21 protein-coding genes are annotated in these 24046 nt (G+C 48.9%); 8 read left to right on the top strand and 13 right to left on the bottom strand.

The features are described 5' to 3' along the window. Together IEY24_RS02210 and IEY24_RS02205 are read left to right on the top strand one after the other, a co-directional pair. Positions 1–576, top strand: coding sequence for an ATP-binding protein (locus IEY24_RS02210; protein WP_188928223.1), 576 nt, complete (start codon positions 1–3; stop codon positions 574–576). Continuing rightward, positions 573–1688 (top strand): acyltransferase family protein, encoded by a 1116-nt coding sequence (locus IEY24_RS02205; RefSeq protein WP_188928221.1) that lies wholly within the window; start codon positions 573–575, stop codon positions 1686–1688. Before IEY24_RS02210 ends, IEY24_RS02205 begins: the two co-directional genes overlap by 4 nt. Before the next feature lie 45 nt (positions 1689–1733). Here the strand turns inward: IEY24_RS02205 and IEY24_RS02200 are convergent, their stop codons facing one another. Together IEY24_RS02200 and IEY24_RS02195 are read right to left on the bottom strand one after the other, a co-directional pair. Beyond that, positions 1734–2948, bottom strand: a complete 1215-nt coding sequence (locus IEY24_RS02200) for a glycosyltransferase (protein WP_188928218.1) — start codon at positions 2946–2948, stop codon at positions 1734–1736. Positions 2949–3069: 121 nt separating this feature from the next. Beyond that, positions 3070–4422: a lipopolysaccharide biosynthesis protein gene (locus tag IEY24_RS02195; RefSeq protein ID WP_188928216.1), complete on the bottom strand. Its 1353-nt coding sequence runs from the start codon at positions 4420–4422 to the stop codon at positions 3070–3072. A gap of 208 nt (positions 4423–4630) precedes the next feature. On the opposite strand from IEY24_RS02195, the gene IEY24_RS02190 reads away from it, so the two are divergent. The 4 genes from IEY24_RS02190 to IEY24_RS02175 all read left to right on the top strand — a co-directional run bounded on the left by IEY24_RS02190 (position 4631) and on the right by IEY24_RS02175 (position 9728). After that, entirely contained in the window at positions 4631–5494 is an 864-nt protein-coding gene (locus IEY24_RS02190; RefSeq protein ID WP_188928214.1) for a glycosyltransferase family 2 protein, read from the top strand. A gap of 9 nt (positions 5495–5503) precedes the next feature. Continuing rightward, on the top strand, positions 5504–6280 hold the full coding sequence (locus IEY24_RS02185; protein WP_188932072.1) for a glycosyltransferase family 2 protein: 777 nt from the start codon (positions 5504–5506) through the stop codon (positions 6278–6280). Between the two features lie 9 nt (positions 6281–6289). Further along, complete coding sequence (locus IEY24_RS02180) at positions 6290–7057, top strand: glycosyltransferase family 2 protein (RefSeq protein WP_188928212.1); 768 nt, start codon at positions 6290–6292, stop codon at positions 7055–7057. A 61-nt stretch (positions 7058–7118) separates the two neighbouring features. Beyond that, positions 7119–9728: an ATP-binding protein gene (locus tag IEY24_RS02175; RefSeq protein WP_188928210.1), complete on the top strand. Its 2610-nt coding sequence runs from the start codon at positions 7119–7121 to the stop codon at positions 9726–9728. Between the two features lie 14 nt (positions 9729–9742). On the opposite strand, the gene IEY24_RS02170 is transcribed toward IEY24_RS02175, so the two are convergent. The 7 genes from IEY24_RS02170 to IEY24_RS02140 are packed head-to-tail and all read right to left on the bottom strand — an operon-like array spanning position 9743 to position 17504. Beyond that, positions 9743–10927 (bottom strand): glycosyltransferase, encoded by a 1185-nt coding sequence (locus tag IEY24_RS02170; RefSeq protein WP_188928208.1) that lies wholly within the window; start codon positions 10925–10927, stop codon positions 9743–9745. A gap of 56 nt (positions 10928–10983) precedes the next feature. After that, entirely contained in the window at positions 10984–11838 is an 855-nt protein-coding gene (locus IEY24_RS02165) for a beta-1,6-N-acetylglucosaminyltransferase (protein WP_188928206.1), read from the bottom strand. Positions 11839–11841: 3 nt separating this feature from the next. Beyond that, entirely contained in the window at positions 11842–13323 is a 1482-nt protein-coding gene (locus IEY24_RS02160) for an O-antigen ligase family protein (RefSeq protein ID WP_188928204.1), read from the bottom strand. Then, positions 13323–13469: a hypothetical protein gene (locus IEY24_RS02155; protein WP_188928202.1), complete on the bottom strand. Its 147-nt coding sequence runs from the start codon at positions 13467–13469 to the stop codon at positions 13323–13325. Before IEY24_RS02155 ends, IEY24_RS02160 begins: the two co-directional genes overlap by 1 nt. 11 nt (positions 13470–13480) lie before the next feature. Beyond that, the gene (locus tag IEY24_RS02150) at positions 13481–14656 is read right to left on the bottom strand and encodes a glycosyltransferase (protein WP_188928200.1); all 1176 of its coding nucleotides are present in this window, start codon (positions 14654–14656) and stop codon (positions 13481–13483) included. Next, the gene (locus IEY24_RS02145; protein ID WP_188928199.1) at positions 14653–16833 is read right to left on the bottom strand and encodes an exopolysaccharide transport family protein; all 2181 of its coding nucleotides are present in this window, start codon (positions 16831–16833) and stop codon (positions 14653–14655) included. Before IEY24_RS02145 ends, IEY24_RS02150 begins: the two co-directional genes overlap by 4 nt. Next, on the bottom strand, positions 16830–17504 hold the full coding sequence (locus tag IEY24_RS02140; protein WP_188928196.1) for a TolC family protein: 675 nt from the start codon (positions 17502–17504) through the stop codon (positions 16830–16832). Before IEY24_RS02140 ends, IEY24_RS02145 begins: the two co-directional genes overlap by 4 nt. Before the next feature lie 100 nt (positions 17505–17604). Between IEY24_RS02140 and IEY24_RS02135 the strand changes: the two genes are divergently transcribed. After that, positions 17605–18222, top strand: coding sequence for an acyltransferase (locus IEY24_RS02135; protein WP_188928195.1), 618 nt, complete (start codon positions 17605–17607; stop codon positions 18220–18222). A gap of 16 nt (positions 18223–18238) precedes the next feature. On the opposite strand, the gene IEY24_RS02130 is transcribed toward IEY24_RS02135, so the two are convergent. From IEY24_RS02130 to IEY24_RS02115, 4 genes are all read right to left on the bottom strand, one after another. Further along, positions 18239–19450: a sugar transferase gene (locus IEY24_RS02130; protein WP_188928193.1), complete on the bottom strand. Its 1212-nt coding sequence runs from the start codon at positions 19448–19450 to the stop codon at positions 18239–18241. A 14-nt stretch (positions 19451–19464) separates the two neighbouring features. Beyond that, entirely contained in the window at positions 19465–19854 is a 390-nt protein-coding gene (locus IEY24_RS02125; protein WP_188928191.1) for a response regulator transcription factor, read from the bottom strand. Positions 19855–20194: 340 nt separating this feature from the next. Next, positions 20195–21331: an energy transducer TonB gene (locus IEY24_RS02120; RefSeq protein WP_188928189.1), complete on the bottom strand. Its 1137-nt coding sequence runs from the start codon at positions 21329–21331 to the stop codon at positions 20195–20197. Continuing rightward, positions 21318–21908, bottom strand: a complete 591-nt coding sequence (locus tag IEY24_RS02115) for an RNA polymerase sigma factor (RefSeq protein ID WP_188928186.1) — start codon at positions 21906–21908, stop codon at positions 21318–21320. Before IEY24_RS02115 ends, IEY24_RS02120 begins: the two co-directional genes overlap by 14 nt. Before the next feature lie 138 nt (positions 21909–22046). Between IEY24_RS02115 and IEY24_RS02110 the strand changes: the two genes are divergently transcribed. After that, entirely contained in the window at positions 22047–23909 is a 1863-nt protein-coding gene (locus tag IEY24_RS02110) for a vWA domain-containing protein (RefSeq protein ID WP_188928184.1), read from the top strand. Positions 23910–24046: the final 137 nt, after the last annotated feature.

Raw genomic sequence — 24046 nt, 5'->3', positions numbered from 1 at the left:
ATGAGCGAAGATTCGGATCAGATCACAATTGTTTTCAAGAGTAACCGGGAGAGCATCCCCGGAACACTGAACCTGTGCCTAAACCACATCCAGCAAAACGTAAGCCGATCACTGCTTGACGAAGATCTGATGGCCAAGATCAAATGGGTGATCATAGAACTGCTCACCAACGCGGTGAAGCATTCAGGCGAGCGGGAATCTGTGCTCAGAATCGGCCTGACGGCCTATGGAGTGGTTCTTCAAAAGGAAGATTATGGCAAGCCACTTGCACTCGTGGGGCATCACAAGAAAAAGATCATGTGGCCACTGCAGGAAATGGTGCGGCCAGTGGATTTTCCTATCTACCACAATGGTATGGATTCACTCTGCGTGCGCACCGACGAGCGGGGCCGGGCCATATTCTTCATCGAAGAGCTTGCCGAACTGGAAATGCCCGCATTGCTCTCCGATACCAGCGAGCATTTTGGGCTGCTTATCATGACAAAAGCTTCTGACGAGTTCGCCTACGAATACGAACAAGACACCGGTATCAACCGGTTTATCAGCACATTCTACTTCACCCAACCACTTACATGAAACACCGCTTCGAAGTACTGGACATTTTTCGGGGCTTGTTCGCATCGCTTGTGTTCCTGTTCCATCTGGGCCCATTTGCCAACACCCCCATCCTGAACAACCGCTTCGTCGAGAATTCGGACATGTTTGTGGATTTCTTCTTTGTTCTAAGCGGATTTGTAATCGCCTACAGTTACCAGTCGTTGGCCGACTGGGCGCAGTTCAGGCTATTTCTCAAAAAACGCGTCTACCGCATTTACCCGCTTCATTTCGTGATGTTGATAGCATTTGCAGGGATGGAAGTGGCTAAGAATATGCTCAGCCCCTACATCAAGGTCAACAATCTGGTGAACCCGGCGAACAACGTCTATACTTTCTTCACCTCGATTTTCCTGGTCAATTCCACCCCGGTACCGGGCGTGAAGGATGTCAGCTGGAATATTCCCAGTTGGTCGATCAGTGCGGAAATGATGGCTTACCTGGTTTTCGGTAGTCTGCTTGTATACATTTATCAAACCCGACAATTCCGGGTCCGCAACGCCTGGTATGGTCTGATGATCATCCTCTCGCTCGCAGCACTCTGGTCTGTTTCCGGCAGTTTTCAAATCAATTACAGCTTTGATTATGGGTTTCTGAGAGGGATTCTGGGCTTTTTTACCGGGGTACTTTGCTTCAATCTATTCAGTAACACACATGTGCAGGTGCGTGAATGGTCTCCCGCATTGTTTTCAGTCATAGAAATCCTATCGCTGCTCCTTATCGTTCTCTGCATTTATAACGGCGAGATTATGAAGCCTTGGGGCGCTGTATTTGAAATACTTTTCTTCATCTGCATTTACACATTTTCCTATGAAAAAGGCATTATTTCAAAGGGGCTGAAAAGCGTAAAACTGCTGCATAAGCTGGGCCAGTACTCCTACTCTATTTACATGACGCACGCGTTGCTGATCAGTCTTTTCAATGTATTGTTCATCCGAATAATCAAATTCCCGCCGGAAGCTTACTCGTACCTGTTCATTTTGAATTTCATATTGATCTACTTTGTCTCGTCGTGGACCTACAAACACATCGAAATGCGGTTTCAATATAAATCACCCAAAAAAGTGCAGGAAGCAGAAGTAGTCCGCAAATAATGACGGTCTGGCGGTCCCGCGGCACGGCGATCCGGCGGCCGGCGGTCAGGGGTGGATCACCTCTTCGAGGTGATAATGTATGATATCCGCAATGGCATCTATGCGGTTTTCCCAGGTGTTTTCTGCGGCGATTGTCAAGCGGCTTTTGCGCTTGGCGGTGCTGTCGGTCTGCAATTCATGATTGATAGCCAGAGAAAAGCTTTCGGAATCTTCACAGAACGTCACCGCACCTTTGGTAAACTCCATTAGATCAGGATTAAAGTCGGTTGACACTACCGGCTTGCCAGCACCAAGGTATTCGAAAAGTTTGAGCGGGAAAATGCTGCTGCTAACTTCATTCTTTTTAAACGGGATCAGCGCCACATCGAACCCTTTGATCACCGCAGGCATATACTGATAATCGATCGGGCCGGGAAAATAGACGTTTCCGGCAGCAAAGATCCAATCGGGCACAAACTCTCTGGATACCGGGCCCACGAATACGAAGCTCTTGTCGGGATTGGCCAGTATTACTTTTCTCAGCAAATCATAATCCATCCGGTGATCGATAGCGCCCAAGTAACCGATCACGGGCTTTTTCAATGCGGCAATAACGGGGTACACCGGTAAATCAGGGTTCAATGCTTTGCTGCTATGGCCCAGATCTGCGGCATTGGCCACAAAATAAGTGTGCGGGTTTCGCTTTTTTCTTTCCTCATTCAATTGCTTGCTGCTGCAAATCACCACATCGCTCTGTTTCACCAGAATCTCCTCCGCCACAACGCCGTGCCTCCGGTTGAATGGCAACACTGCCTGGTCAAGGCAATGATACACTTTCAGCTTAGGCGTCAGGCCTTCGGTGAGGGTCGGATAATGAAAATTAAAGGAATTCATGAAAATATAATCCCTGATCTTATAGGTTTTCAGAATGCCTTTCAGCTTGGTACGGATTAATAACTCATTGAACTTTAATACAGTTCGAAACAGCCAGTTCTCCGGAAGAAAGTTTGCAGACAATCGTATCGGCGGGATAATCACTTTCAGGCCAGGCAGGTCGGTTTCGACCAGCGAATGGCTGGTAAAGGAGAAATGCCCTTCACGCGACCGGTATCCAGCTGTTTTGCGCAACTTGAAAAATTCGCGAAGCGTCACTGGGTCCTCGATATAATAAACTTGATTCTCCCGCGCGAGCAGTTTGGCGATAGTGTAGCTGGTAGACTCGTTGGGTGCGTCAAACCGGGCAAATCCAAAAATCAAAATCTGATTTCCTTTCAGTTTCATTGGCAAAGCATCTTCATGAGCTCTCATCAGATCGGGCGCCTCCTTTGTTTGTCCAGTAATTTAATACTTTTTACAAGTCCCACTGCTAGTAGCTGCCAAGCCGGCCTTAAAAAAGCGATATTCACTGATGCGCCTTATTAACCCTCAGCTTCCCCCACCAGATCTTGACCAGACCGACCGCCTCGGCATAACCGGTTGTAAAAACGCTCAGAATAGAGAAAGGCTCGAAGCGGTTAAGGCCCCAGTAGCCTATGGCCACGCCGATGAGTGTTGGCACTACACCGGCGATCGCTACACCGTAGACGCTACCGGTTATGTAAATAGCCGTTACGGAGGCAACAACGCTGCCGGCCAGCATGATCAGCACCTTGATGAAATTGATTTTAGGCTGATGGATCACATCGAGTGTCAATGCAAAAAAGCGGTCGAGCGGGTATAGAAGCGCAAATGTCATATACAGTCGCATAATATTCGCTGCTTCTGATTCTATATACTTTTCACCGCCTATGATGTGAATGGCCACGTCGGCCAGGATCACCGCGCCAATACAGGCCGGCAACAGCGCTATGGTGATCAAACCTGCGTAGCGTTTCATGGTTTCGATCACTTTCGGCCGGTTGCCTTCGTTATAGGCAGCCGAGAGTTCGGGCATCCCCGTAGCGGCGAAACTCCTAAGGGGTATTTCAATAATCTCCATCAGCCGCTGACCGAGGTTGAAAACCGCCAATGCGGCAGGTCCAAGCATGAAGTTGATAATCATCGTATTGGAAGTACCGAAGAGATTGGAACTCAATGTGGTACCGACCGAGAACTTACCAAAATGAAAGATTTCCTTGATGCACTCAGTGGTACGGTCCCTGAAATTACCGAGCCTGGCCCAGCCCATGACGATGGTGAAAATGCTCGTCAGCGCAGCACCGCCCAGATAGGCGTAGATGATATTTTGCAGATTTGCGGTGTGGGTAAAGGCCATAACCATCACAAAAAGGATGAAAAAGCCCTGGCTCAGGAAACGGATGCATAAGAGCTGATCGAACCGCTGCTCGGCCTGCACCACGCAGGAAGCGATAAAATAAGGCAATGAAGCAACATATATTATGCCAAACCACTCCACAAACAGCACGACGGATGGATTCTTAAACCAATCCGAGAATAGAAACGCCGGAATATTGATCAGCGCAAGAATGCCCGTGATCGCCCCGCCGATAAACCAGGCCGAACCCACGACCTCGCGCTTCCGTGCTGCACTCGCACCTGCATAGAACTTGATAAATGCCGTTGTAAGAAAGCCGGACCGGAAAGTATCAACCAGCAGTAATATTGACAAAAAGAATACCCACATCCCAATACTTGCCACAGGCAATGCCCGGTACAGGATGATCATGTTCAGCATCCCAAGCACGGACATAATGCCGTTTCCGGCCAGCGAAAGAAAATGTTTGTTCCTTAATTTTTGTAAAAGCTGAAAGGCCATCAGGTTGTAGGCTGTATATTATGGTAACCACGAACTACGTCCACGGATTATTAAACTATTTACCGATGTTGGTACCAAACGCAATATGCGAAGTAATTTTACAATATTTTTGCACAAAGCAGGATTATTGTTTTAACTTTCCTCCCTCTGCCCGCTACAAGGGCTTGTTTGACTGTAAAGATGTACAAAACCTACCGATTGCCAGAATATGAGTTTATTGGGCTTACCTAAATGGATTCTGCCACACCTTTTTACAAACAAGCGTTTCGAAGATCTCACCGAGGGCGAGATTCAGGTTTTGCGCAGCCGCATCAACCGTTTCCGAGAGGAAGCACCCGAGGTATCGGTCGTGATCCCGGCCTGGAACGAAGAGAACAATATATACCGGACGCTTTCCTCGCTTTCGGCCAGCATTACCAATTACAAGGTCGAGATCGTTGTTGTCAACAATAATTCGACCGACGGCACCCAGAAAGTGCTCGACACGCTGGGCGTACGAAACTACCTGCAAACTGTCCAGGGCACACCATTCGCCCGGCAAATGGGCCTCGACCAGGCCCGTGGCAAATACCACCTCTGCGCCGATTCTGACACCTTCTACCCACCCGACTGGATTGACCTGATGGTGGAGCCGATGGCAAAAAACGCTGGCATCACCGGCGTTTACGGCAATTACGCATTCATTCCGCCCACCGGGCAAGGCCGGTTAGGTCTGTGGCTATACGAGCAATTCGCCGGGCTGATGATCCGCATCCGGAAGAAGAACCGGGAATACCTCAATGTGTACGGCTTTAATATGGGCTTTGTGACCGAGGTTGGCCGAAGAACGGGCGGTTTCCGAGTTAGCGGCTCACGGGTGTATGCCAATATCGTCGGCAGCGATTTCCAAAATGAGGCCGAAGATGGCCGGATGGCACTGAACCTGAAGAAGGAGGGCGAACTGAGACAGGTTACCAGCTCCAAAGCCACGGTTTTCACCTCACCTCGCCGCTTGCTCGACGACGGCAGCATTTCCAGGGCTTTTTTTAATCGGGCCAAGCGACAGTTGCAAGGCATGCGCGACTATCTCTAATAATTTATGATGCAGCACCATTTTCCCGATACCACCTTACTGATCACCCATTACAACCGTAGCGGATCGCTCGAACGGCTGCTTGCCACATTTGAATCGCTTGGCTGCCAGTTTGCGGAGATAGTCGTTTCGGATGACGGCAGCAAACCCGAGCACCTGGAAAAAGTAACATCGCTCATTAATCGCTTCAATTTCCGGCTCATTACCACACCGAAAAACCGCGGGCTGGGCCATAACATCAATAAGGGCCAGGATGCGGTGCGATCCGAATACACCCTGTACGTTCAGGAGGATTTTCAGCCTTCCGAGATTTTCCCCGTCCATTTCCAAGACGCGCTCACTTTTATGCGAGAGGACCCAAAATGGGATATCGTTCGATTTTACGCCTATTTTGCCTACCCTACCCTGATGCCCTTTAAAAAAGGATACTCGCAAATGGTGTACCGGTTCTGGGATATGGACCATTTGAAATTTTACTATTACAGCGACCATCCGCATTTGCGGCGCAGCTCGTTCTTTTCAAAGTTCGGCCGCTACCCCGAGGGGATCAAAGGCGATCTGACAGAATACAAAATGGCTGTCAGTTTTTTACAGCATAAAGGGAAGGGGCTGTTTTTTAACGATTTCACTAAACTGTTTTATCAAAAAAACTCTTCCGATGAGCCGAGTACCATGGAGCGCGCAGACTGGAAACTGAGCGAGAATCCGCTGATCAAACTTGCACGGCTGACGTACCTGCGCTATCGCTGGCTAAAAAATACGCTCGACTTGGTTTTCATGAAATAGACTGCCTACATGAACAAGGAATACTACTTCGGGGAGGTGACGCTGCTCATTACCCATTACAACCGGAGCCAGTCGCTGGAACAGTTGCTCCGTTCGTTTGAAGCCCTGGGCTGTCGGTTCGGCGACATCGTCGTGTCCGACGACGGAAGCAAACCTGAACATATCGATTACCTGCTTCAATTGCAGAAAAAGCATGAGTTCAGGCTTATTACCACGCCTCAGAACAGGGGTTTGGGCAACAATATCAATAAGGGCCAGGATGCCGTGCAGACGCCGCTAACACTTTATGTGCAGGAGGACTTCACCCCAACCATCATTTTCCCGGAAAGCTTCACGCACGCGCTGGACATTATGCGGGAAAAACCTGGCATCGATGTGGTTCGGTTCTACGCCTATTTCGAATATCCCTGCCTGCGCAACCCCGAGCACGGCTATTACGAAATGGATTTTAAACTCTGGAAACCGGGTTATCGTAAGTTTTACGCTTACAGCGACCACCCGCACCTGCGCAGGAGCAATTTTTTTAGCAAGTTCGGAAGATATGTCGAAGGCCAGAAAGGCGATGTGACCGAGTACCAGATGATGATGTCGTTCCTGAAAAACAATGGCAAAGCCTATTTTTACAAGGACTTCACCGGTCTGTTTGTCCAAAAGAATTCCGAGGCCGAGCCCAGTACAATGAAAAGGAATATCTGGCGGGAAAGTGATAGCTTTCTACTCACGCAAATGAGGCACATTTACCGACATCTGAAATTTAATTTTGATTACCTGACCTGAATATAGTCTCCGTTTATTCCGATCTTGGTGCCATCAAATCCAATGTTTCCGCCCCTGAGATATGCCGACCCATGCAAAAAATGACTCATTCAGATGGTATTACGCGAGCATTTACCTGGGACTGGCCCTGATCTTCGGTTCTCAGTACTTTACCTACAAAAACGTCCGTGACCTCTCGCTGAACAACGAGCGCCTGAACGTTACGATCGGTGTGTTGAACCAGACAGCCAATTTCGGCCTGGTGACAAAAGACTTTCAGTCAAATATGCGTGGCTATCTGATCTCGCAGAACAAGGAGCTGCTGACCGATAACTACAACAAAAAAATCCAGCTCGTAGGTATTACCGACACGCTCTTCAATCTGGTCAAGACCGATGAGATTCAGACCCGGCGTGTCAAAGACTTGCTTGAAATATCCAGTCAGATCGTAGCATACTCGCAAAATGTGATCAGTATTTATCGCATACAAGGAAGCCAGCAGGCATTTACCAAAATACAGGAAGGTGAAGGGATCAGGCTCAACAACTTACTGACACGTAAGATCAATGAAATCGAGGACTATGAAAACCATAATATGGACCAGCGGAGAAAGCTGGTATCGGCTACCCAGCAGAACTCGGTCCTGTTCATACTACTTACGGGGGCAGTCGGGTTCATCCTTACGATCCTTTCCATCGTGTTTCTGAATCTTGACAAACGCAAGCAGCGGCTGCTTCAAAAAGAGATCAATGAAAGAGAGCGAACAGTGAGCCAGTACCTCGAAGCAATCCCGGACGGGGTGATGGTTATCAATAATGAACAAAAAATAGAGGTTCTTAATCAATCAGGACGGGAAATCCTGGGCGTAGCCGGCGAAAGGCCAGAGACACTCGACGAGCAGGTGAAACGCATTAAACTGCTTGACCCGACCCGTTATCACGTCCGTTTTTCGGCCGACACATTGCCGGTGGCACGCGCTTTACAAGGGGAAAAACTAACGGGCAACAAAATCGACCTGGTTAAAAATGACAAGATATACCACCTGGAAACAAACGTGCAGCCGGTAATCGGCCTGGACGGTCAGATAAAAAGCGCTATTACGGTTTTCAGGGATATTACCGAACGTGCGAATTATGAAGCGACGCTGGAAAAAGCGCGGATACTGGCCGAAAAGTCCGTGCGTGTGAAGGATATCTTCCTTTCTAATGTCAGCCATGAGATCAGAACGCCCTTGAATGCGATCATCGGATTTACCAACCTGTTGCTGGGCGAGGTCACCGAACAGAAAAGTCTTGAATATGTTGGCTACATTCAATATGCGGGTAAAAACCTGCTCGAACTAATCAACGACATCCTTGATTTCTCCAAGATCGAAGCCGGCCAGGTACATCTGGAAAAAACGCCGGTCCCGATCCGCGAGCTCGTCGATTCGATATCGGCCATCATCCACCACCGCGCTGTCGAAAAAGGCATTGATTATGAAGTTTTACTAAAAGAAGGCTTACCCGAATACATCGAAACTGACAAGCTGCGGCTTACTCAGATATTGCTGAATGTATGCGGGAACGCCGTCAAATTCACCGAACGCGGCAGTGTGAAACTGCGCATAGAACCGATAGGCGAGCCGGTTAACGATATTCAGAACATTCGTTTTGAAGTAATAGACACCGGCATCGGCATCCCGAAGGATAAGCTCAAAGAGGTTTTTAACCGTTTTGTGCAAGCCACCGAAAGTACTACCCGGGTATTTGGCGGAACGGGCTTGGGACTAAGCATTGTAAAATCGCTCGTACATCTTTTTGAAGGCACACTAAACCTGGAAAGTGAGCTGGGCAAGGGAACTGTTTTCACCATGGACTTCCCCTTCAGGATCGTGAAGGAGGCCGATCTACTGGAAGGTATTGAAAAAGATATAGATATCAACGCATCGGTAACTTCGCTGCGAATCCTCGCGGCGGAAGACAACTCACTTAATCAAAAGCTGTTAAAGGCCATTTTCGAGCGGCTGAATATCAGTTTGATCGTCGTAAACAATGGGCAGGAAGCACTCGACAGGCTGCGCGAAGAAACCTTTGACATGGTTTTAATGGACATTCAAATGCCTGTTATGGATGGCTATACAGCTATTAAGGAGATCCGCCGGACGATTTCGGGTACCATTCCGATCATCACAATGACCGCGCATGCGATGGTGGGCGAGAAAGAAGAATGCCTGAGTATTGGCGCCAACAGCTATATTTCGAAACCTTTTAAAGAAAGTGAACTTTTATATACCATTGCACACCTTGGAAACAAAGAGAATTACGAAGCACCGCAGTCCCCAAACAGTACTCAGCAACCTCCACCAACTAAAATGACAGATACAATACTGAATCTCGACTATCTCTCTGAAATCACCGGAGGTGATCAGGAACTGCGCGACGAACTGATCGCGCTCTTCGACAAAGACAGCAAGTTGCAGCTCGCCAGTATCGGCGAGGCAGCTGCCGCCAGCGACCTTGAACGGCTCCGCCAGGCAATTCACAAATTCCGCTCATCGCTGTTTTCGGTAGGATTGCTCAACACCGCCAATCAGTATAAAGAGCTTGAAGCGACGCTGAAACAAGGAAAATGGACCAGCGAACTGAACCAGAAGCTGGTAGATTTGAAGGAGGAGGCCGAAGCAGGCTTGGTTCAGCTCAAAAAACTGTAATTAATTCAAAGCCATCACCGGTCCGCTGCGGCCTGGTCGATGGCCTTGTATATCTCTTCCACGCTATTTTCCCAGGTATGCGAGCTGGCAAAAGACCGTCTGGCTGCAGTCCGCACGTCCGAATCTTCGGCCAGTGCAAGGTCGATCAGCCTGACGTAATCTTCTTTTCCTTTACCGAGATATACATGGTCTGCAAACACACTCATTGCGTCGGTCGCCGTAGCTACAACGGGCTTGCCAACAGCCAGGTATTCGTCGATCTTCCTCGGGTAGTTGCCAATTGTGACCTCGTTGAGCAATTGCGGGTTCACGCACACATCAAATGCGTTGATGTAGGCAGGCAGTTCAGTAATATTGCGAGAACCGGTAAAAGTCACATTCGAAAGCTTGTGCAGGCTGCTTTGTAAAAACTCGTTGTCCTGCGGGCCCACCAGCACGATATTCCAGTCGGGCCGGCACTGGGCAATGTATTCGAGCAGTTCCATATCCAACCGGATACTTTGCAGCGCACCTACGTACCCGATACGCGGGCGAGCGATCGCGCCGATGTCGGCAGGCTCCGGGGCCTGGTTGCCGGCCATGAAAATATCCAGGTCGCAGCCCTGGCCCACGTAGAATGAACGCGGGTTGAATTTGGCGCAATAGTCGGCCAGATAAGTCGAATTGGCTACGCAAAGGTCGCTTTTGGCAATCAGGCTCGGTTCTAGGCGGGCTCCGTGCTTGCGCCAGTAATCCACTGCCAGCATATAATCACGCGAGTAGTAAATGGATAGCCTCGGTTTGAGCAGGTCTTTCAGAAAAAAGCTCCTGAACATGTCATTGTCATTGAAATGAATATAGTCGGTAAAGCCAAGCCGCTTGGCGGCACGGGCAATCGATCCGGCAAAGAGCTGGTTATTCCTTTTGTTTAAAATATCGAAAAGCATTTCCGGCAGCCAGTTGATCGATTCGATCATCTTGTCGGGATAGAGCACCCATAGATTCTTTTGTACTTCTTCCAGGCCGTCGGCTTTGCCGTGAACCACCTTCCTGCGTTTCACAATTTTAGGGTCATCGCCATTTTTGAGCAGCGAGATTCGGTCCAGAGGAGAATTGACATACAACACCCTGTGGTTCTTACTGAATTCCAGGGCGATATTCTTGCAGTTACTCCCGATTTCTACATCCCAGGCCTGTTGTCCTGTAATGACAATATCCATATTGCAGTAGCTAATGCGTGGGTTTTAATATCCCCACCTCGTTGAGATTCGCTTATTTATGATTGATGGTCCTTCATTTGCCGATCGAGCGCTGCGATCACTTCCGGAAACCGGGACAGATCAAACTTACGCGCAAAAAGTTTGCCCGATGACAACATCCGGCCAAGGTCTTCGCCCGTGAGTACTCTCGGGCTCGGCTCGCCTTTCGACCAGTCAATATACCTCAAATTATCGTTCACCAATGAAGGGCGGAATGGCGAATTGTACAAAATAGTTTGAAATACAATCTCATCCGGGGCCCATGTATGTTTAAAAAAACGGACAACCTTTGGATGCTCGTCCAGATATTGCAGCAAATAGCGAACTGCATCCATCGTCAGGCTCATCCACTGCGAGCGTCCTACCGGTTCTAGTCCGGCGGGCATCCTGCGGGCTGGGAATAGCTTGTTGACCCATTTTTGAACCAGATATTTTCCCGGAAATTTGTAATTGGTAAAGTGATATTGGGTCAATCTCGGGATTGCCTCTGCCCATTCATGGTAGACAGGGTAGTATTCCATGAAGTTTTCTCCTGTATTCCTGGCAAAAAAATCATGGATTTCCGATGGCGCTCGCAATGGGTAATCAGTCCCACTGAGCAGGTTCACATAGCCAAAATCAATCCCCGAATCTACGGCCGCTTTGAAGCCACGGATTGTAGCTTCCACGATACTATATGCGCCCCATCCAACATCTACGCGGTCGGCTATCACGGTAATCCGCTCTCTGTTTTGCAAGAATGAGAATGCGTCCAGGTCGGCTTTTCGATCGATATGGACAAAAAACCATGCGTGCTTATCTTCGAGCGCGCCGATGAGCTTCGAGAGTTGGGCCGGTGCTGCGTGCGCGAGAATCAAATGGGCGACCTTCATAGCTTATATCTTCTCTTTCTGCTCTCGTTCGTCGAGCATGCGGGTAATGTTTATGATAGCTGCTGCCAGGTAAAAATAGATATTGGACGGAAATTGCACGAGCGCTTCTTGCGGATAATTGCCTACATTATAGGCAAATACAACCAATAACATAGCCAGGCAGTATGTTTTCAGCTCCGGATTTTGGATCAGAAAATAGTTGTTGATACCCTCCCTTAGGATAAAAAACATCAACAGGCAGAACAAGAACAAGCCGACCCAGCCTAGCTCGACAGCGATGCGGACATACCCGCTATCGGGTGGAAAGTTGGCAAGATAAGATTGCGGCGCAAACCGCTGCCCCCAAGCGCCGGTAGCACCAAGCCCCCCACCGATCGGATGCGTGAGAATGTAGGGTTGAATCCGTTTTTGGTTGTTCTTACGTGCCTGAAACGATATATCGTCGTTCGGCTTAAAGGCCGTCTGGAACCGAACAATGTTTGAATTGCTGGTAGGAACAAATATCAGGAATAAGAAAAACAGCGCCGCGATGCCCGAAAAGATGATTACTTGCCTGTTGATCCGCAAAATCACAAACAATATCATTGCCGCGGGGATAAGTACATACGCACCTCGTGTACCCGAAAAAAGCATTGACGAAAAAAATAATGCAACCATCAGCATGAGCACAATTTTCTGCCAGATTTTCTTCACAAACGTGAGTAATGCGATGCAGATAATACTGCTTACCACCATATTATAGGAGAATGCGACAGGATCGGAAAAGATCGAAAACTTGCGCCAGTGACCAGCAATAAAAAGCAAATCCGCAACGCCCTCAGAATTCAGCCAGGCGTCCTCAGCGGCGGAGAAACCAATGTATTCCTGCTTGTAGGCATACAATGCAGCGAATAGCGCAAGTCCGAGCCAGAGTTTGAGCAAAAACCGCAGAAAGTGAACCGTGCGGATCTGATACATGAATACAAAGTAGGTCAGCATCACGATCGCAACCGCGCGGATAGTGTATACCCACGCGAGCCGGGATTCGGCCGCAGGGTTGGCAACCTGAATAAGGTTGAAAACAATCCAGATCAGGATCATCACACTGATGGGCCCCTTAAACGCCTTCCAGTCGGGCCGGCGCTTCTGATGAATGAAGAAACCCAGGATCAGCAGCCCCTGAACACCGTCCATCACTGTCCCGAGCGGGAAATTCACACCTAGCCTACCAATAAAGAATAGCAAGTAGGCAAACATCAATAGCACGGTGATGCCAAATTCGGGAAATGCCACGATGCAGTACACCGCTGGTGGGCCAAACATCAGCGCCAGAATACCCACTCCGGCAATAATCCCCTGATAGGCGATAAGTGCGCCCAATACCAGCGAAATCAGCAACAGAATCACTAGCCCGGCCAGTTTACGATCGAAGAGGGCACGCACTCTTTCGATGCGGCTCAGCCCCTGGCTACTTTTCCCCGGAATGGCAATCTGAATTTCTTTCACTAAAAGAACAGAATTTTAAAAAACCAGATGAATGTGCTCACTAACGCCAGCAGCAATGCAGCCTGACGTATTTTTTGCTGTATGGGGGTAAGCGCATCGAAGCTCCGTTTTTGCTCGCTGACCTTTTTTTCTGGATAAATCTTCATATTAGTAAAATTTAGCCCTGCGTTTTGTTTTCCTGGCGTGTGGCCACCGAAATCTTGTTCGCCCGTCCTGCATTGACCAGCGCCGTGAGCTGGTAGAACATGAATCTTGGGATATTGATCAGCGATTGATAAATCTTAGAGTCGGTGGGCGAGCTTTTTAGTGATATATAAAAACCGAGCACGAAAACGATCAGCCCTATCAGCCATACCAGCGACATTACCGGGGCGATCAGCAAGTTGATCAGCATAAAAAATACCGAGAGCAGCAGGAAAATGAACAATGGCGGCCGCAACAGCACCAGCCCGAAAAGAATCTGATTGAGGCTGAAACGGGTAATGCCTTTGAACAAAATTTTAAATCCATAACCAAAGTATTTAAACCAGGTATTGATCCACCGGGCGCGCTGCTTTACCAGTTGGTCGGAACCGGTTGTTTTTTCGTCATAGACAACTGCCTTTTCGGCAAATGCAATGCGATAGCCACGGCTTACGATGCCATCTTGCAAAACTTTATCGAAACCGGCACCGGTCACATCCAGATGTCCGAGCACTTTTTCATACAATCCGGTGCTGAACGCCATCCCCGAGCCCGCCAGCGTCGCTGAGGAACCTGCGCCAAACAATACTTTTCCATCGAAAAAATGATAATAAATATCGCGGGCGGCATCAAGACAGGCGTAGGTGGTATCCAAATTTTTGGCTTCACGCACGCCCTGGACAGCTTCGTAACCCTGATTGAAATACCTGTTCAACTCATTCAGATACTCGGGATCAGTCAGATTGTCGCTGTCGATGATGGTCAGATGCGTGTGCGGGCGGATGAAACGACGGATTGCATAGAAGTGCGACCGCGTGTTGCTCCCCAGAACCTGCTCGGGACGAAGCAATGCCACTTTATCCGCAGGAAAATGCAGGTTACTGATGTCGCATTTATCGGCGACAACGTAAATGTGAAAGCGGTCGTAGTTCAGCTGCAGCAGTGAGCCTACTACCGCAGGCAACTGCGCGGTGTATTCGTAGGCTGTCACGATTATCCCGTAATCCAGTAGCGGCTGACTGTCAGGCGCCGCGCCACGGGATACGACTGCCTTTCTCAGTCCATAGATCAGCAGCAGAAATACGGGAAACACCAGGTTATACCCAATTCCTGCCTGAATCGCCAGTCCTATCCATTCGATGATTTTCATGCTTCCACGGGTTTAGCCACCCTGCCGGCCTGTTCGGGGATGCTTTCGGTGTTGGTCAGCACCCAGCCAGCAAATTTGCCGTTCAAACTGTCCAGGTACTGTATTTTGGATTGATCTTCGGAGCCAATCGAGCGTCCCGCCGCAAACACTGAAACAACCAAGTCCGAGAATCTTACCCATTCTTTTGCCCGGTTCATCGCCCGAAGGGAGTCGGTTTCAATGAGTATAATATCGAATCGGGTCTTCAATGCCAGCAAACGCTCACTGATCACTTTTTCGTCGGCCAGTTCCAGCACCGAAATGTCACCCGTCTTTGCACCAAGAATGCTGATCTGCCCCGGCGTTGCTTCGGGCAGGTTGTTGGATTTGACAAAATTTTCAAACGGAGTACTGTCCGGGTTCAGTTTTGAAATATCAGGTTGACTGAAATTGCCGTCGATAATAAGTACAGTTTTGTTGATCTTCGAAAATGCCCAGGCTAACGCGATCACAAACGGGGTTTTGCCTACCCCGTAACCCAGACTGGTTACGGCGATAACCTTGGGATCGCCCATTTCGTTGTCCAGCTCATAACGGATCGATCGAACCAGGTTTTTGTAAAGGCGCACGGCCTTGTCCTCCGATGCATTCATACCCGAAAGGCTCAGGTTCGAGTCTTTTTCCAGCGCATTTAAATACCCCAGCACCGGCCTACCTGTCTCGTTTGCCAGTTGCAACGGGTAGCGAATGGATTTGTCCAGATAATACAGAATAAAGAAAACAAACACGCAGAATGTGAAGCTGATCACCCCGGAAAGGATCACAAGCACCATCTTCTTGGAGGCTTGCACCTCGCCTGGCATGGCGCGCTCGATCAGCCGCAGGTAAACAGGAAAGCTGAATTCGAGGCTGGCCTCGTTGTAGCGCTGCAGCGCTTCGATATATTCCTTGCTGGCAATATCGATCGAGGTCTCATATTCCTGGATCTTGGCCTCATTGGGCACGAGCCCGTCGAACTTACGGTTCAGGCGGTCCAGCTCCCCCTGAATCGAGGCCACACTGTTTTTGGCTAACTCCAGCGACATTTCCATGCCCAGTTTCTGCGTCACCAGATCCTGCTTGACCACCATCGGATTGTAGGCGTACTTGTCCGAAGCCTCATTGATTTCCTCTGAAAGCCGGCTTCTAAGCGAATCCAGGCTGAATTTGATCCGATTATCGAAGTTGCTCAGAATGTAGCGCTCATTTAGGGCTTTCAAATTGCTCTTGGTGGCTATGATCTTCTGGTTGATGTCTGTCAAGGCACTCTCGAAGTACTTGCGCTCGGTGGGGTTGAAGCGCCGGTCGATATTGCCGATAGCAGCCGTGTAGGCAATGATGTCCTTCTGTGCTATCTGGCGTCGGGTTTCAAAATCGGCCATCTGCCCGTAAATGCTCTTTGCCTGCTCGTTCAGATTCAATACGCGGTTCTGGATCTTGAAATTTTTCAGTGTGTTCATCCTCGCATTCAGTGCGTTGAGCTTTTGCATCATGAAGCTCTGAAGAAAATCGATTGTCTTCTTGTTATTGCCCACCACACGCAAGGAATTGTCAGAAATAAACTCCTGCGCCAGCGTGTTGATCACGTACGCAGACAGTTCGGGATGCTCCGCTTCGTATTGGATATCGATGTAATCACCTACCCCGGTGCGGTAAATGGTAAGCTTTTCACGAAGAGTGTTCGCGCCATAACCCATGTCCACGATGATATCATTGAGCTTTTTTTCTTCCGGCTTCGACAAGAGGAGTTCCTCGTGCTTTTGATATTTCTGGGTGATGAGCGCGATGGCTTTCGCCTTGTCAGCCTTGCTCATTTCTTCCAGCGTGTGCACCGGCTCACGCCAGGTCGAGTCTTTCAATCCTTTCAAATCGTTGAGGATTAACCGGTAAGAAACCTGATCAAGCGTCCTTTTCAGACGCATCACCTGAATCAGGCTCTCAAACTTACGTGCGATCTGCTGGTCCTGCTCGTCTCTGGCGCGGGTCACCACCTGATCGGTTTTGTCGACCAACCCTGTCGCAATACGAGCATGGGATTCGTAGGTATCCGGTAACCGTCTGACAAGGAAGTAGCAGACAATAACTGTGATCAACGGAACCAGGATCAGGGTAATTTTATTCCTCTGCAGCAATCTTAGAAACTGTACAACCTCGGTCATTTGATATCTTCTAATTTTTGTCCTACTAATTCTTCCAGGCTGCTTTTGGCAACCAGTACCTCGCTTTCTGAATTCAACAGGTTCTGCGCGTGGTCGGTTTGCATGATCAGCACCTGGTTATACTTTTCCAATGTCTCCTGGCCCATCTCGAAGCGCTTCTTCACATTGGTGAGCATACTTTCGACGTCCAGCGACGCGTTCGAGCGTACACGGTACACCGCTTTTTTCTGGATGTAGGTGAAATACCTCTTCTTGACTTCCGCTTCCATATTCAGGTCAAACGACTGCTTATCGTACTCGGCCGAAGCCAGTTCACTCCTAGCCTGCTTGACCATGGCAGGTTTTTGAAGGATCGCACCGATGTTGACAAAGAAGCCAAACTGATAGGTGAATGGGAACGATGCAGATACAGGAGCTCCGTTGTTTTTGGGATTATACAAATAGGAGAAATTGAAAATATCGAAGTACGAAAGCTTTGCCTTTTTGACGCCGCTCTCAGCGGCCTCGACATGCGCCTGGTACATCTTGATTTTGGGATAATTGGCTCTGCAGATTGCTATCAGCTTGTCCAGGTAGGCGTAATCCAGGTCTTTGCTAAGAGTTTCCTGGGCGCGGGCACCTTGGATGGTAAAAAAAAACAGAAGCCCCAAAAGGGTAAATTTTATTGGCATATCAGGGTACAATATTTATTTAAATCACTTTTGCTTGATTTTGAAGCGATGCGAAATACTTTTGGTAAAAATATTACTACATCTCACTAATCTAGGCAAAATGTCGTTATCCGACCAAATTCGGAACAGTCCGGGACTGAAAAAATTTGTCCACTGGATGCTGATACCAACCGATCAGGCCCGTCCAAGGCTTTGGGTCCGGGTGTTTTTGAACCGTTTCTTTCATCAAAAGGGCAAAAATGTCATCGTCCGCCGGTGGGTAAGGATGGACGTGCTGCCTTTCAATCCGTTTTCGATCGGCGACAATTCGATGATCGAGGATTTCAGCACAATCAACAATGGTGTGGGGGCAGTGCATATTGGAGCCAACTCGCTGGTCGGTCTCGGAAATGTTATTATCGGTCCGGTCACGATCGGCAATGATGTGATCCTTGCTCAGCATATTGTTGCCAGCGGTTTGAACCACAATTATCAGGATATTCAGCAACCGATTCATAAACAAGGCGTAAGCGTTGCACCTATTGTTATTGAAGACGAATGCTGGATCGGCGCAAATGCCGTGGTTACCGCCGGTGTCACGATCGGCCGGCATTCGGTGGTTGCTGCCGGCGCGGTTGTTACCAAAGATATACCGCCCTATTCGGTCGCTGTGGGAAATCCAGCGCGCATCATTAAAAAATACGATCCCGAATACAACGATTGGGTTAAGACGTCCTGACATACCGTTTGCCCCGTCACACATTCTCCGACTGCAACAGCGCCGGGAACGTTTTCAGGATGATTTCCATATCCATTTTAAAGGAAAATTCCCGGGCGTAAGTGATGTCGAGCTGCGTACGTTCTTCTTCGGTCATATCGGTCTTGCCTTTTCCGCGTTTGGTGACCTGCCACAATCCGGTTAGGCCGGCCGGGCCTGCAAAACGCAGAATTTTGTCATCGGTAGTCATTTTTTCAGCTTCATACAAAGGCAGCGGACGGTTACCTACCAGCGACATATCGCCTTTGAGGATGTTGATCAGTTGGGGGAGCTCATCGATGCTGGAATTTCTTAGAAAACTACCCAGGCGCGTAATGCGCGGGTCGTTCTGAAATTTCATAAAAGCGGCCTTCTGTTCCTTCTGGAAGTGGTAAAGCTTTTCGCAGATTTCTTTACCATCGTGGAATAGCAGGCTTTTGCATTGGTTTCCGGCAAGGCATTCGTCGCAAAGCCCATGTGTCTCGATCTGCGCGACAGGCTCAGCCTTGGAGTACATATTCAATGCGGCCATTTTCCGGATCAGTTGATCGGCATCCGTACGCATGGTCCTGAATTTGTACAGGTCAAAAATTTTGTAGCCGCTTCCTACCCTTTTAGATTTGTAAAAAACGGGCCCTTTGGAATCCAGCTTAATCAGGATGGCCACGATGATAAACACGGGTAACAAAAGGATCACCGCCGTGCCGGTAGTAACAATGTCGATCGTGCGTTTCCAAACCGGTGTTTTGTGTCCTTGAGAACCAATTTTCTGCGACGCTTTGCTGGCCACATACCATTGCCGTTTTTTGAAATATTTGATGCGGGTGATCAGATCGCCATCATCGAAATTCACAGAAAAAACATCGTCTGCTTGCTTATTACGTGCAAGATCAATGGCCTGGCGGGAGAGTCTGTCAACCAGCAGCACAAATGGTATGTTACCAAACCCGGCGCTTTTACGGATCGTGTCGAGCAGCTCAATACCGCCGCTTCCGTCGTGGGCCACGATCACGTCTGTGGGAAAGTTTTCTCTTAGTGCTTCCAGTGCGCCACCAGGTGTATCAAAATACTCCACTTGAAGGTAGTCGGCAAAGCGCTCGGCAAACCTGAGGTATTCCTGAAAGTTGTTATGAACAAAAATAACCCTGAACTGGGCAACGTAGGTCTTGCCTGCCGTTACCGTTTCTGTCGTTGTGCCGGCCAGTTCCATGATATCAACGTCGTTTAAGAGAAGCGTTTACTGCGCCGCAAAACGGCGTTGATCTTGGCGTGCACCTCCATGGGGTTGAACGGCTTGACCATGAAGTCGTCGGCGCCCAAGTTGAGGCACTGGATGCGCTCGCTGCTTTCGTCGGAACCCGACAGTATAATTACAGGTATTTCCGAATAAAGGTTGCTAGCCTTCGCTACCTTCAAAAACTCTTTACCGCTCAGGTTGGGCATATGAAGGTCTGCGATGATCAAATCGGCTTGATTCCCTTCTTCCAGCCACAGCATTCCTTCGGAGCCGTCGCTTTTGATCACCACATTGAAGTCTTTTTTAAGAAAATGTTCCAGTATCTTGGTAATGCTGGGTTCGTCGTCTATAATCAACAGATTCCTTCTATTGTCCATAGGTTGAGTATAAAAATGCAATTATTCGTTGTAGTACTGTAAAAAAAATGGCAAATAATTATTTCGTAAGATTAGTCATAATACTTGCTGTATAAAATTTAAGCCAGAAAATTGCAGATTTCATCTGTGCATCACCCCGAACCGGATCGAAAACGGTCATCAAGCGAATAGGAGTAGAAATTACAAATTCAAATTGGTAACATATCAAGAGAAGGGTAATTAAGAGCTTGTAGTAAAATTAACTACTGCGGCGTAGACAACAAAAAATAACCGCCCCATTTTAGAAAAATTTTAAAATTACTTCTACAAGTCACCACATAACCGTCTGATTTGGATGGGATTATTGCTTTTGCCGGAACCACAGTTGTATTTCCCCCACAGAAGTAACAGGCATTCCGTTGGCACGTGCGGGTGCCCAGGCGGGACCGTTGCTAATAATACGAATGGCATCTTTTTGAAGTTCCTGAGGCCCCTTGGCCACAATGCCGGACAAGGTGCCCGAAGAACTGACGATAAATGTCACCACAATTTGACCAGTTGTAGAAGCAGAGCCCGTGTTTTTATCGAGATAAGCACGGTAGGATGCCCACCCCGCCGCCGGAATGGGCGCCAGCGTGTCGGCAGGCACTACGATGTTATCAGTTTTCTTATCGCCAGCGACCGGTTTGGAGGCTAGCAGCTCCTGCCTGGCATACTGTTTATTTATTTCTTCTGATTTTTTCGAGATTGTGTGCCAGGATGAGGGCTCGGTTTTTACCCTCCCTGCCATCGATTTCGCCACAGCCTGCACCGATCCTGGCGCAGCCAACGCTTTGGCGAGCTGCGGAGGTGCCTGGGCTATTGCTGTTTCAGCCTGGAACGAATCCGCCAATGCGGTATCGATTGCTTCCAGCCCGGCTTCCTGCCGAGCCTTCTCATCTGCCAGAACGAAAGGTGCCAATGCAATTTCAGGCTTTGGCAAAGTCTGGGGAGCTTGTTTGGGCTGGCTTGCGGGAACTGGTTTAGTAGGAATTGAAGTATTTGGACCGGTTGGGGCCGGAGCGGCTGATTCGAGTGGTTTGTCGAGCTTTATGGGCGTAGGAAGGGTTACTTGTTCAGACGTGGATGATGTTGTTTCTTCCTGCTTTACAGCAACCGCAGATTTTTGTATAGCAACTTTTTTATCATACAAAAACATATTCCAATAAACGAACAGAACCAGTAATACCGAAGCAGCCGAGGCGTAGGCCCACAGCGGTAATGCATTTCTGCGCGCGTGCGCCATACGTGTGTGCAAACGCTCGCGCAGGTCGGCACGTACGCCTGTCACCTCCGCATGCTGTGCCCGCCAGGCCAGGAAACCTTCATAGGCTTCCGCTACCAGCGGCTCGGCCAGCATCCTTCCTTCCAGCGAGCGCTGTTCTGCTGAGGACATTTCACCACCGCAATAGCGCTCGAAATCGTCGAAATCCGGTATGAGGTCGTTAGTAGCTGCCATTGTTTTCAATGCAGATTTTCAGTTTCCGCTTTCCATTCTGGATATAACTTTTCACTTTACCCATTTCAAAACCGGTCTCTCCGGCAATGTCACGGTAGCATTTGTTCTGCAAATAAAACAGCTCGATACTGATTCGCTGCTCGCTTACCAGCTTTTGAAGGCATTCATCTAATGCATTGAGCTGCCCATCCAATGCGAATGTGTCCTCATCATACAGCGCCCCGATCTGCAATTCCTGTTCCCGGTCGTCCACAGATTCGGCGCCTACGGTAATCCGGGATACTCGCAGCTTCATCAGGCAATGGTTCCGCGCTACGCTATGCAGCCAGCTCTTAAAGTTTGAAACTTCGTGCTGCTTCAAATCGGCTACCAGCTTTTCAAATATCTGCATGACAGCGTCTTTGCTCTCATCTTCATCCCGCAAATACTGGAAGCACACCCCGAAAACCATATCCATGTAAGGCTCGTACAATGCTCCCAGCACGGCAACATCGCCATTGCGCCGGTACGCAGCAAGCCCTTCGGCCTCTGGAACCGGTTCTTTGACCTTGCCCTGAAAGAATTTCAAAAACTTCACGTGTGCCCTGGGAAATGTTTTCCGGCCTTCCGGTTACTGGATGCGGTTTAGTCAAAATTCCATAAAAATGTTCTAAAAACTTTTATGGAATTACCTGCCGGCCCGCATCCAGGGGATAAATAACGAAATCCGTAAACCATGAAAACAAGAGTAATTATTCTGTTAGCCATCGTTTTGAGCGCCTTCGCATTACGGCCCGACCGCATTATCAATGGCACAGTGAAGGACGGTGCCAATGCTCCCATCGCCGGCGTGAGCGTATCCATACAAGGCGGCGGTGCCGGCACGGTGACCGACCGTACCGGCCGCTTTTCAATTCGCATACCAAACCAGGCCAGAGCATTGGTATTCAAAAAGGCCGGGTACATTCCATTGACAATGCCTGTTCCCTCAGATTCTGTTTTGAATATCGTTTTAACGCAAAAGACACTGAAAGCAGAAGTACTGGCAGATGAACAAATCAAGCAGTCCGAGCAACCGGGGCGCGTGAGCAAGTCGCTCGCGTTCAACAGGGTTGCCTCCGCCCCTGCTACATTTTCAGGAGCCGTAATGCAAATGTCTGTTCCTACCGAAAGCTACAAACCGATCAATGAAAACGGCTTTTTGTCTGTTAGCCAGCAACCAGTAACGACGTTCTCGGTGGATGTCGACCGTGCCGCTTATAGTAATGTGCGGCGTTTTCTGAACAATGGCCAGATGCCGCCGGAGGATGCTGTCAGGATCGAAGAAATGATCAACTATTTCGATTATGACTATCCTCAGCCTGCCGGCGAACACCCCGTGGCTATCACTACCGAAACCACCGATTCGCCCTGGAACCCGGGTTTGAAACTGGTACACATTGGTTTGCAGGCCAGAAGCGTTTCGACCGAAAATCTGCCAGCGTCCAACCTGGTCTTTCTGATTGATGTGTCCGGCTCGATGAGCGAAACTAACAAACTCCCGCTCCTCAAACAGGCCTTCAAACTGCTGGTTGACCAGCTTCGCGCAGAAGACAAAATTTCAATCGTTGCCTATGCCGGCTCGGCCGGCATGGTATTGTCCCCGACATCGGGAAGCGAGAAAAAAACCATCAAGGATGCGCTCGACAAACTGGAAGCTGGCGGTTCGACAGCAGGTGGAGAAGGCATCGAGTTGGCCTATGACCTTGCCCGAAAACACTTCCTGCCCAAGGGCAACAACCGCGTAATCCTGGCAACCGATGGTGATTTCAATGTGGGTATTTCCAATGAATCAGAATTGCAGAAGCTCATTGAGGAAAAACGCAAAGCGGGCATTTTCCTCAGCGTTATGGGTTTTGGAATGGGTAATTACAAAGACAGCCATGTGGAAACGCTGGCCGACAAGGGAAACGGCAACTATGCCTACATCGATAATATTCAGGAAGCACGAAAAGAATTTGTGCAAGAATTTGGCGGTACCTTGTTCACTATTGCCAAAGACGTCAAGATCCAGATCGAATTTAACCCTGCTCATGTAGCGGCTTACCGCCTCATTGGCTACGAAAACCGCGCACTGCGCAATGACGAGTTCAACGATGACAAAAAGGACGCAGGCGATATGGGATCCGGCCACACGGTGACGGCCATTTACGAGATTGTCCCCAAAGGCGCAGAAAGCGTCTACGTCAAAACGACAGACACCTTAAAATACCAGCAGAACCGCACCTTGACCACCAGCAATAGCGGGGAAATGATGACGATCAAAGTCCGATACAAAAAAGCGGACAGCGAAAAAAGTGTGCTTTTCGACCTGCCGGTAAAAACCGAATCTGTCGGGTTTGAAAAATGTTCTGAAAACCTGAGGTTTGCCAGTGCGGTCGCCGAGTTCGGCTTGCTCCTGCGAGGCTCTGAATACAAAGGTAAGGCCACTTATGCGGATGTGATCCAGCGCGCCAGAAACGCATTTGGCAAGGATGAAGAAGGCTACCGTTCAGAGTTCGTGCAACTGGTAAAGGCGGCACAGAGCCTGGACGGCTCGCAGGGAACGGCACGGAAGTGATAGAATAATGTTAAAACAAAAGCCGGTCAATGAATGATCGACCGGCTTTTTACTATTGCTCTGACTCAGCCTTTTCAAAGAAAGTCGTCAAATCTCAGGCAAGGCAGTGAAACTCGTAGTGATCTTGCCGACTCCAT

It is taken from the genome of Dyadobacter endophyticus (genome assembly GCF_014641595.1).
Lineage (GTDB): Bacteria > Bacteroidota > Bacteroidia > Cytophagales > Spirosomataceae > Dyadobacter > Dyadobacter endophyticus.
The sequence above is the reverse complement of the archived record's forward strand: the minus strand, read 5'-3'. Positions and strand labels throughout refer to the sequence as shown.

Excerpts from the sequence above, each read along its gene's own strand:
- IEY24_RS02165 (WP_188928206.1), bottom strand. The coding sequence starts at position 11,838 with ATGAAGGTCGCCCATTTGATTCTCGCGCACGCAGCACCGGCCCAACTC.
- IEY24_RS02140 (WP_188928196.1), bottom strand. The coding sequence starts at position 17,504 with ATGCCAATAAAATTTACCCTTTTGGGGCTTCTGTTTTTTTTTACCATC.
- IEY24_RS02195 (WP_188928216.1), bottom strand. The coding sequence starts at position 4,422 with ATGGCCTTTCAGCTTTTACAAAAATTAAGGAACAAACATTTTCTTTCG.
- IEY24_RS02120 (WP_188928189.1), bottom strand. The coding sequence starts at position 21,331 with ATGGCAGCTACTAACGACCTCATACCGGATTTCGACGATTTCGAGCGC.
- IEY24_RS02125 (WP_188928191.1), bottom strand. The coding sequence starts at position 19,854 with ATGGACAATAGAAGGAATCTGTTGATTATAGACGACGAACCCAGCATT.
- IEY24_RS02205 (WP_188928221.1), top strand. The coding sequence starts at position 573 with ATGAAACACCGCTTCGAAGTACTGGACATTTTTCGGGGCTTGTTCGCA.
- IEY24_RS02130 (WP_188928193.1), bottom strand. The coding sequence starts at position 19,450 with ATGGAACTGGCCGGCACAACGACAGAAACGGTAACGGCAGGCAAGACC.
- IEY24_RS02145 (WP_188928199.1), bottom strand. The coding sequence starts at position 16,833 with ATGACCGAGGTTGTACAGTTTCTAAGATTGCTGCAGAGGAATAAAATT.
- IEY24_RS02190 (WP_188928214.1), top strand. The coding sequence starts at position 4,631 with ATGAGTTTATTGGGCTTACCTAAATGGATTCTGCCACACCTTTTTACA.
- IEY24_RS02170 (WP_188928208.1), bottom strand. The coding sequence starts at position 10,927 with ATGGATATTGTCATTACAGGACAACAGGCCTGGGATGTAGAAATCGGG.
- IEY24_RS02200 (WP_188928218.1), bottom strand. The coding sequence starts at position 2,948 with ATGAAACTGAAAGGAAATCAGATTTTGATTTTTGGATTTGCCCGGTTT.
- IEY24_RS02110 (WP_188928184.1), top strand. The coding sequence starts at position 22,047 with ATGAAAACAAGAGTAATTATTCTGTTAGCCATCGTTTTGAGCGCCTTC.
- IEY24_RS02150 (WP_188928200.1), bottom strand. The coding sequence starts at position 14,656 with ATGAAAATCATCGAATGGATAGGACTGGCGATTCAGGCAGGAATTGGG.
- IEY24_RS02185 (WP_188932072.1), top strand. The coding sequence starts at position 5,504 with ATGCAGCACCATTTTCCCGATACCACCTTACTGATCACCCATTACAAC.
- IEY24_RS02175 (WP_188928210.1), top strand. The coding sequence starts at position 7,119 with ATGCCGACCCATGCAAAAAATGACTCATTCAGATGGTATTACGCGAGC.
- IEY24_RS02155 (WP_188928202.1), bottom strand. The coding sequence starts at position 13,469 with ATGAAGATTTATCCAGAAAAAAAGGTCAGCGAGCAAAAACGGAGCTTC.
- IEY24_RS02180 (WP_188928212.1), top strand. The coding sequence starts at position 6,290 with ATGAACAAGGAATACTACTTCGGGGAGGTGACGCTGCTCATTACCCAT.
- IEY24_RS02210 (WP_188928223.1), top strand. The coding sequence starts at position 1 with ATGAGCGAAGATTCGGATCAGATCACAATTGTTTTCAAGAGTAACCGG.
- IEY24_RS02135 (WP_188928195.1), top strand. The coding sequence starts at position 17,605 with ATGTCGTTATCCGACCAAATTCGGAACAGTCCGGGACTGAAAAAATTT.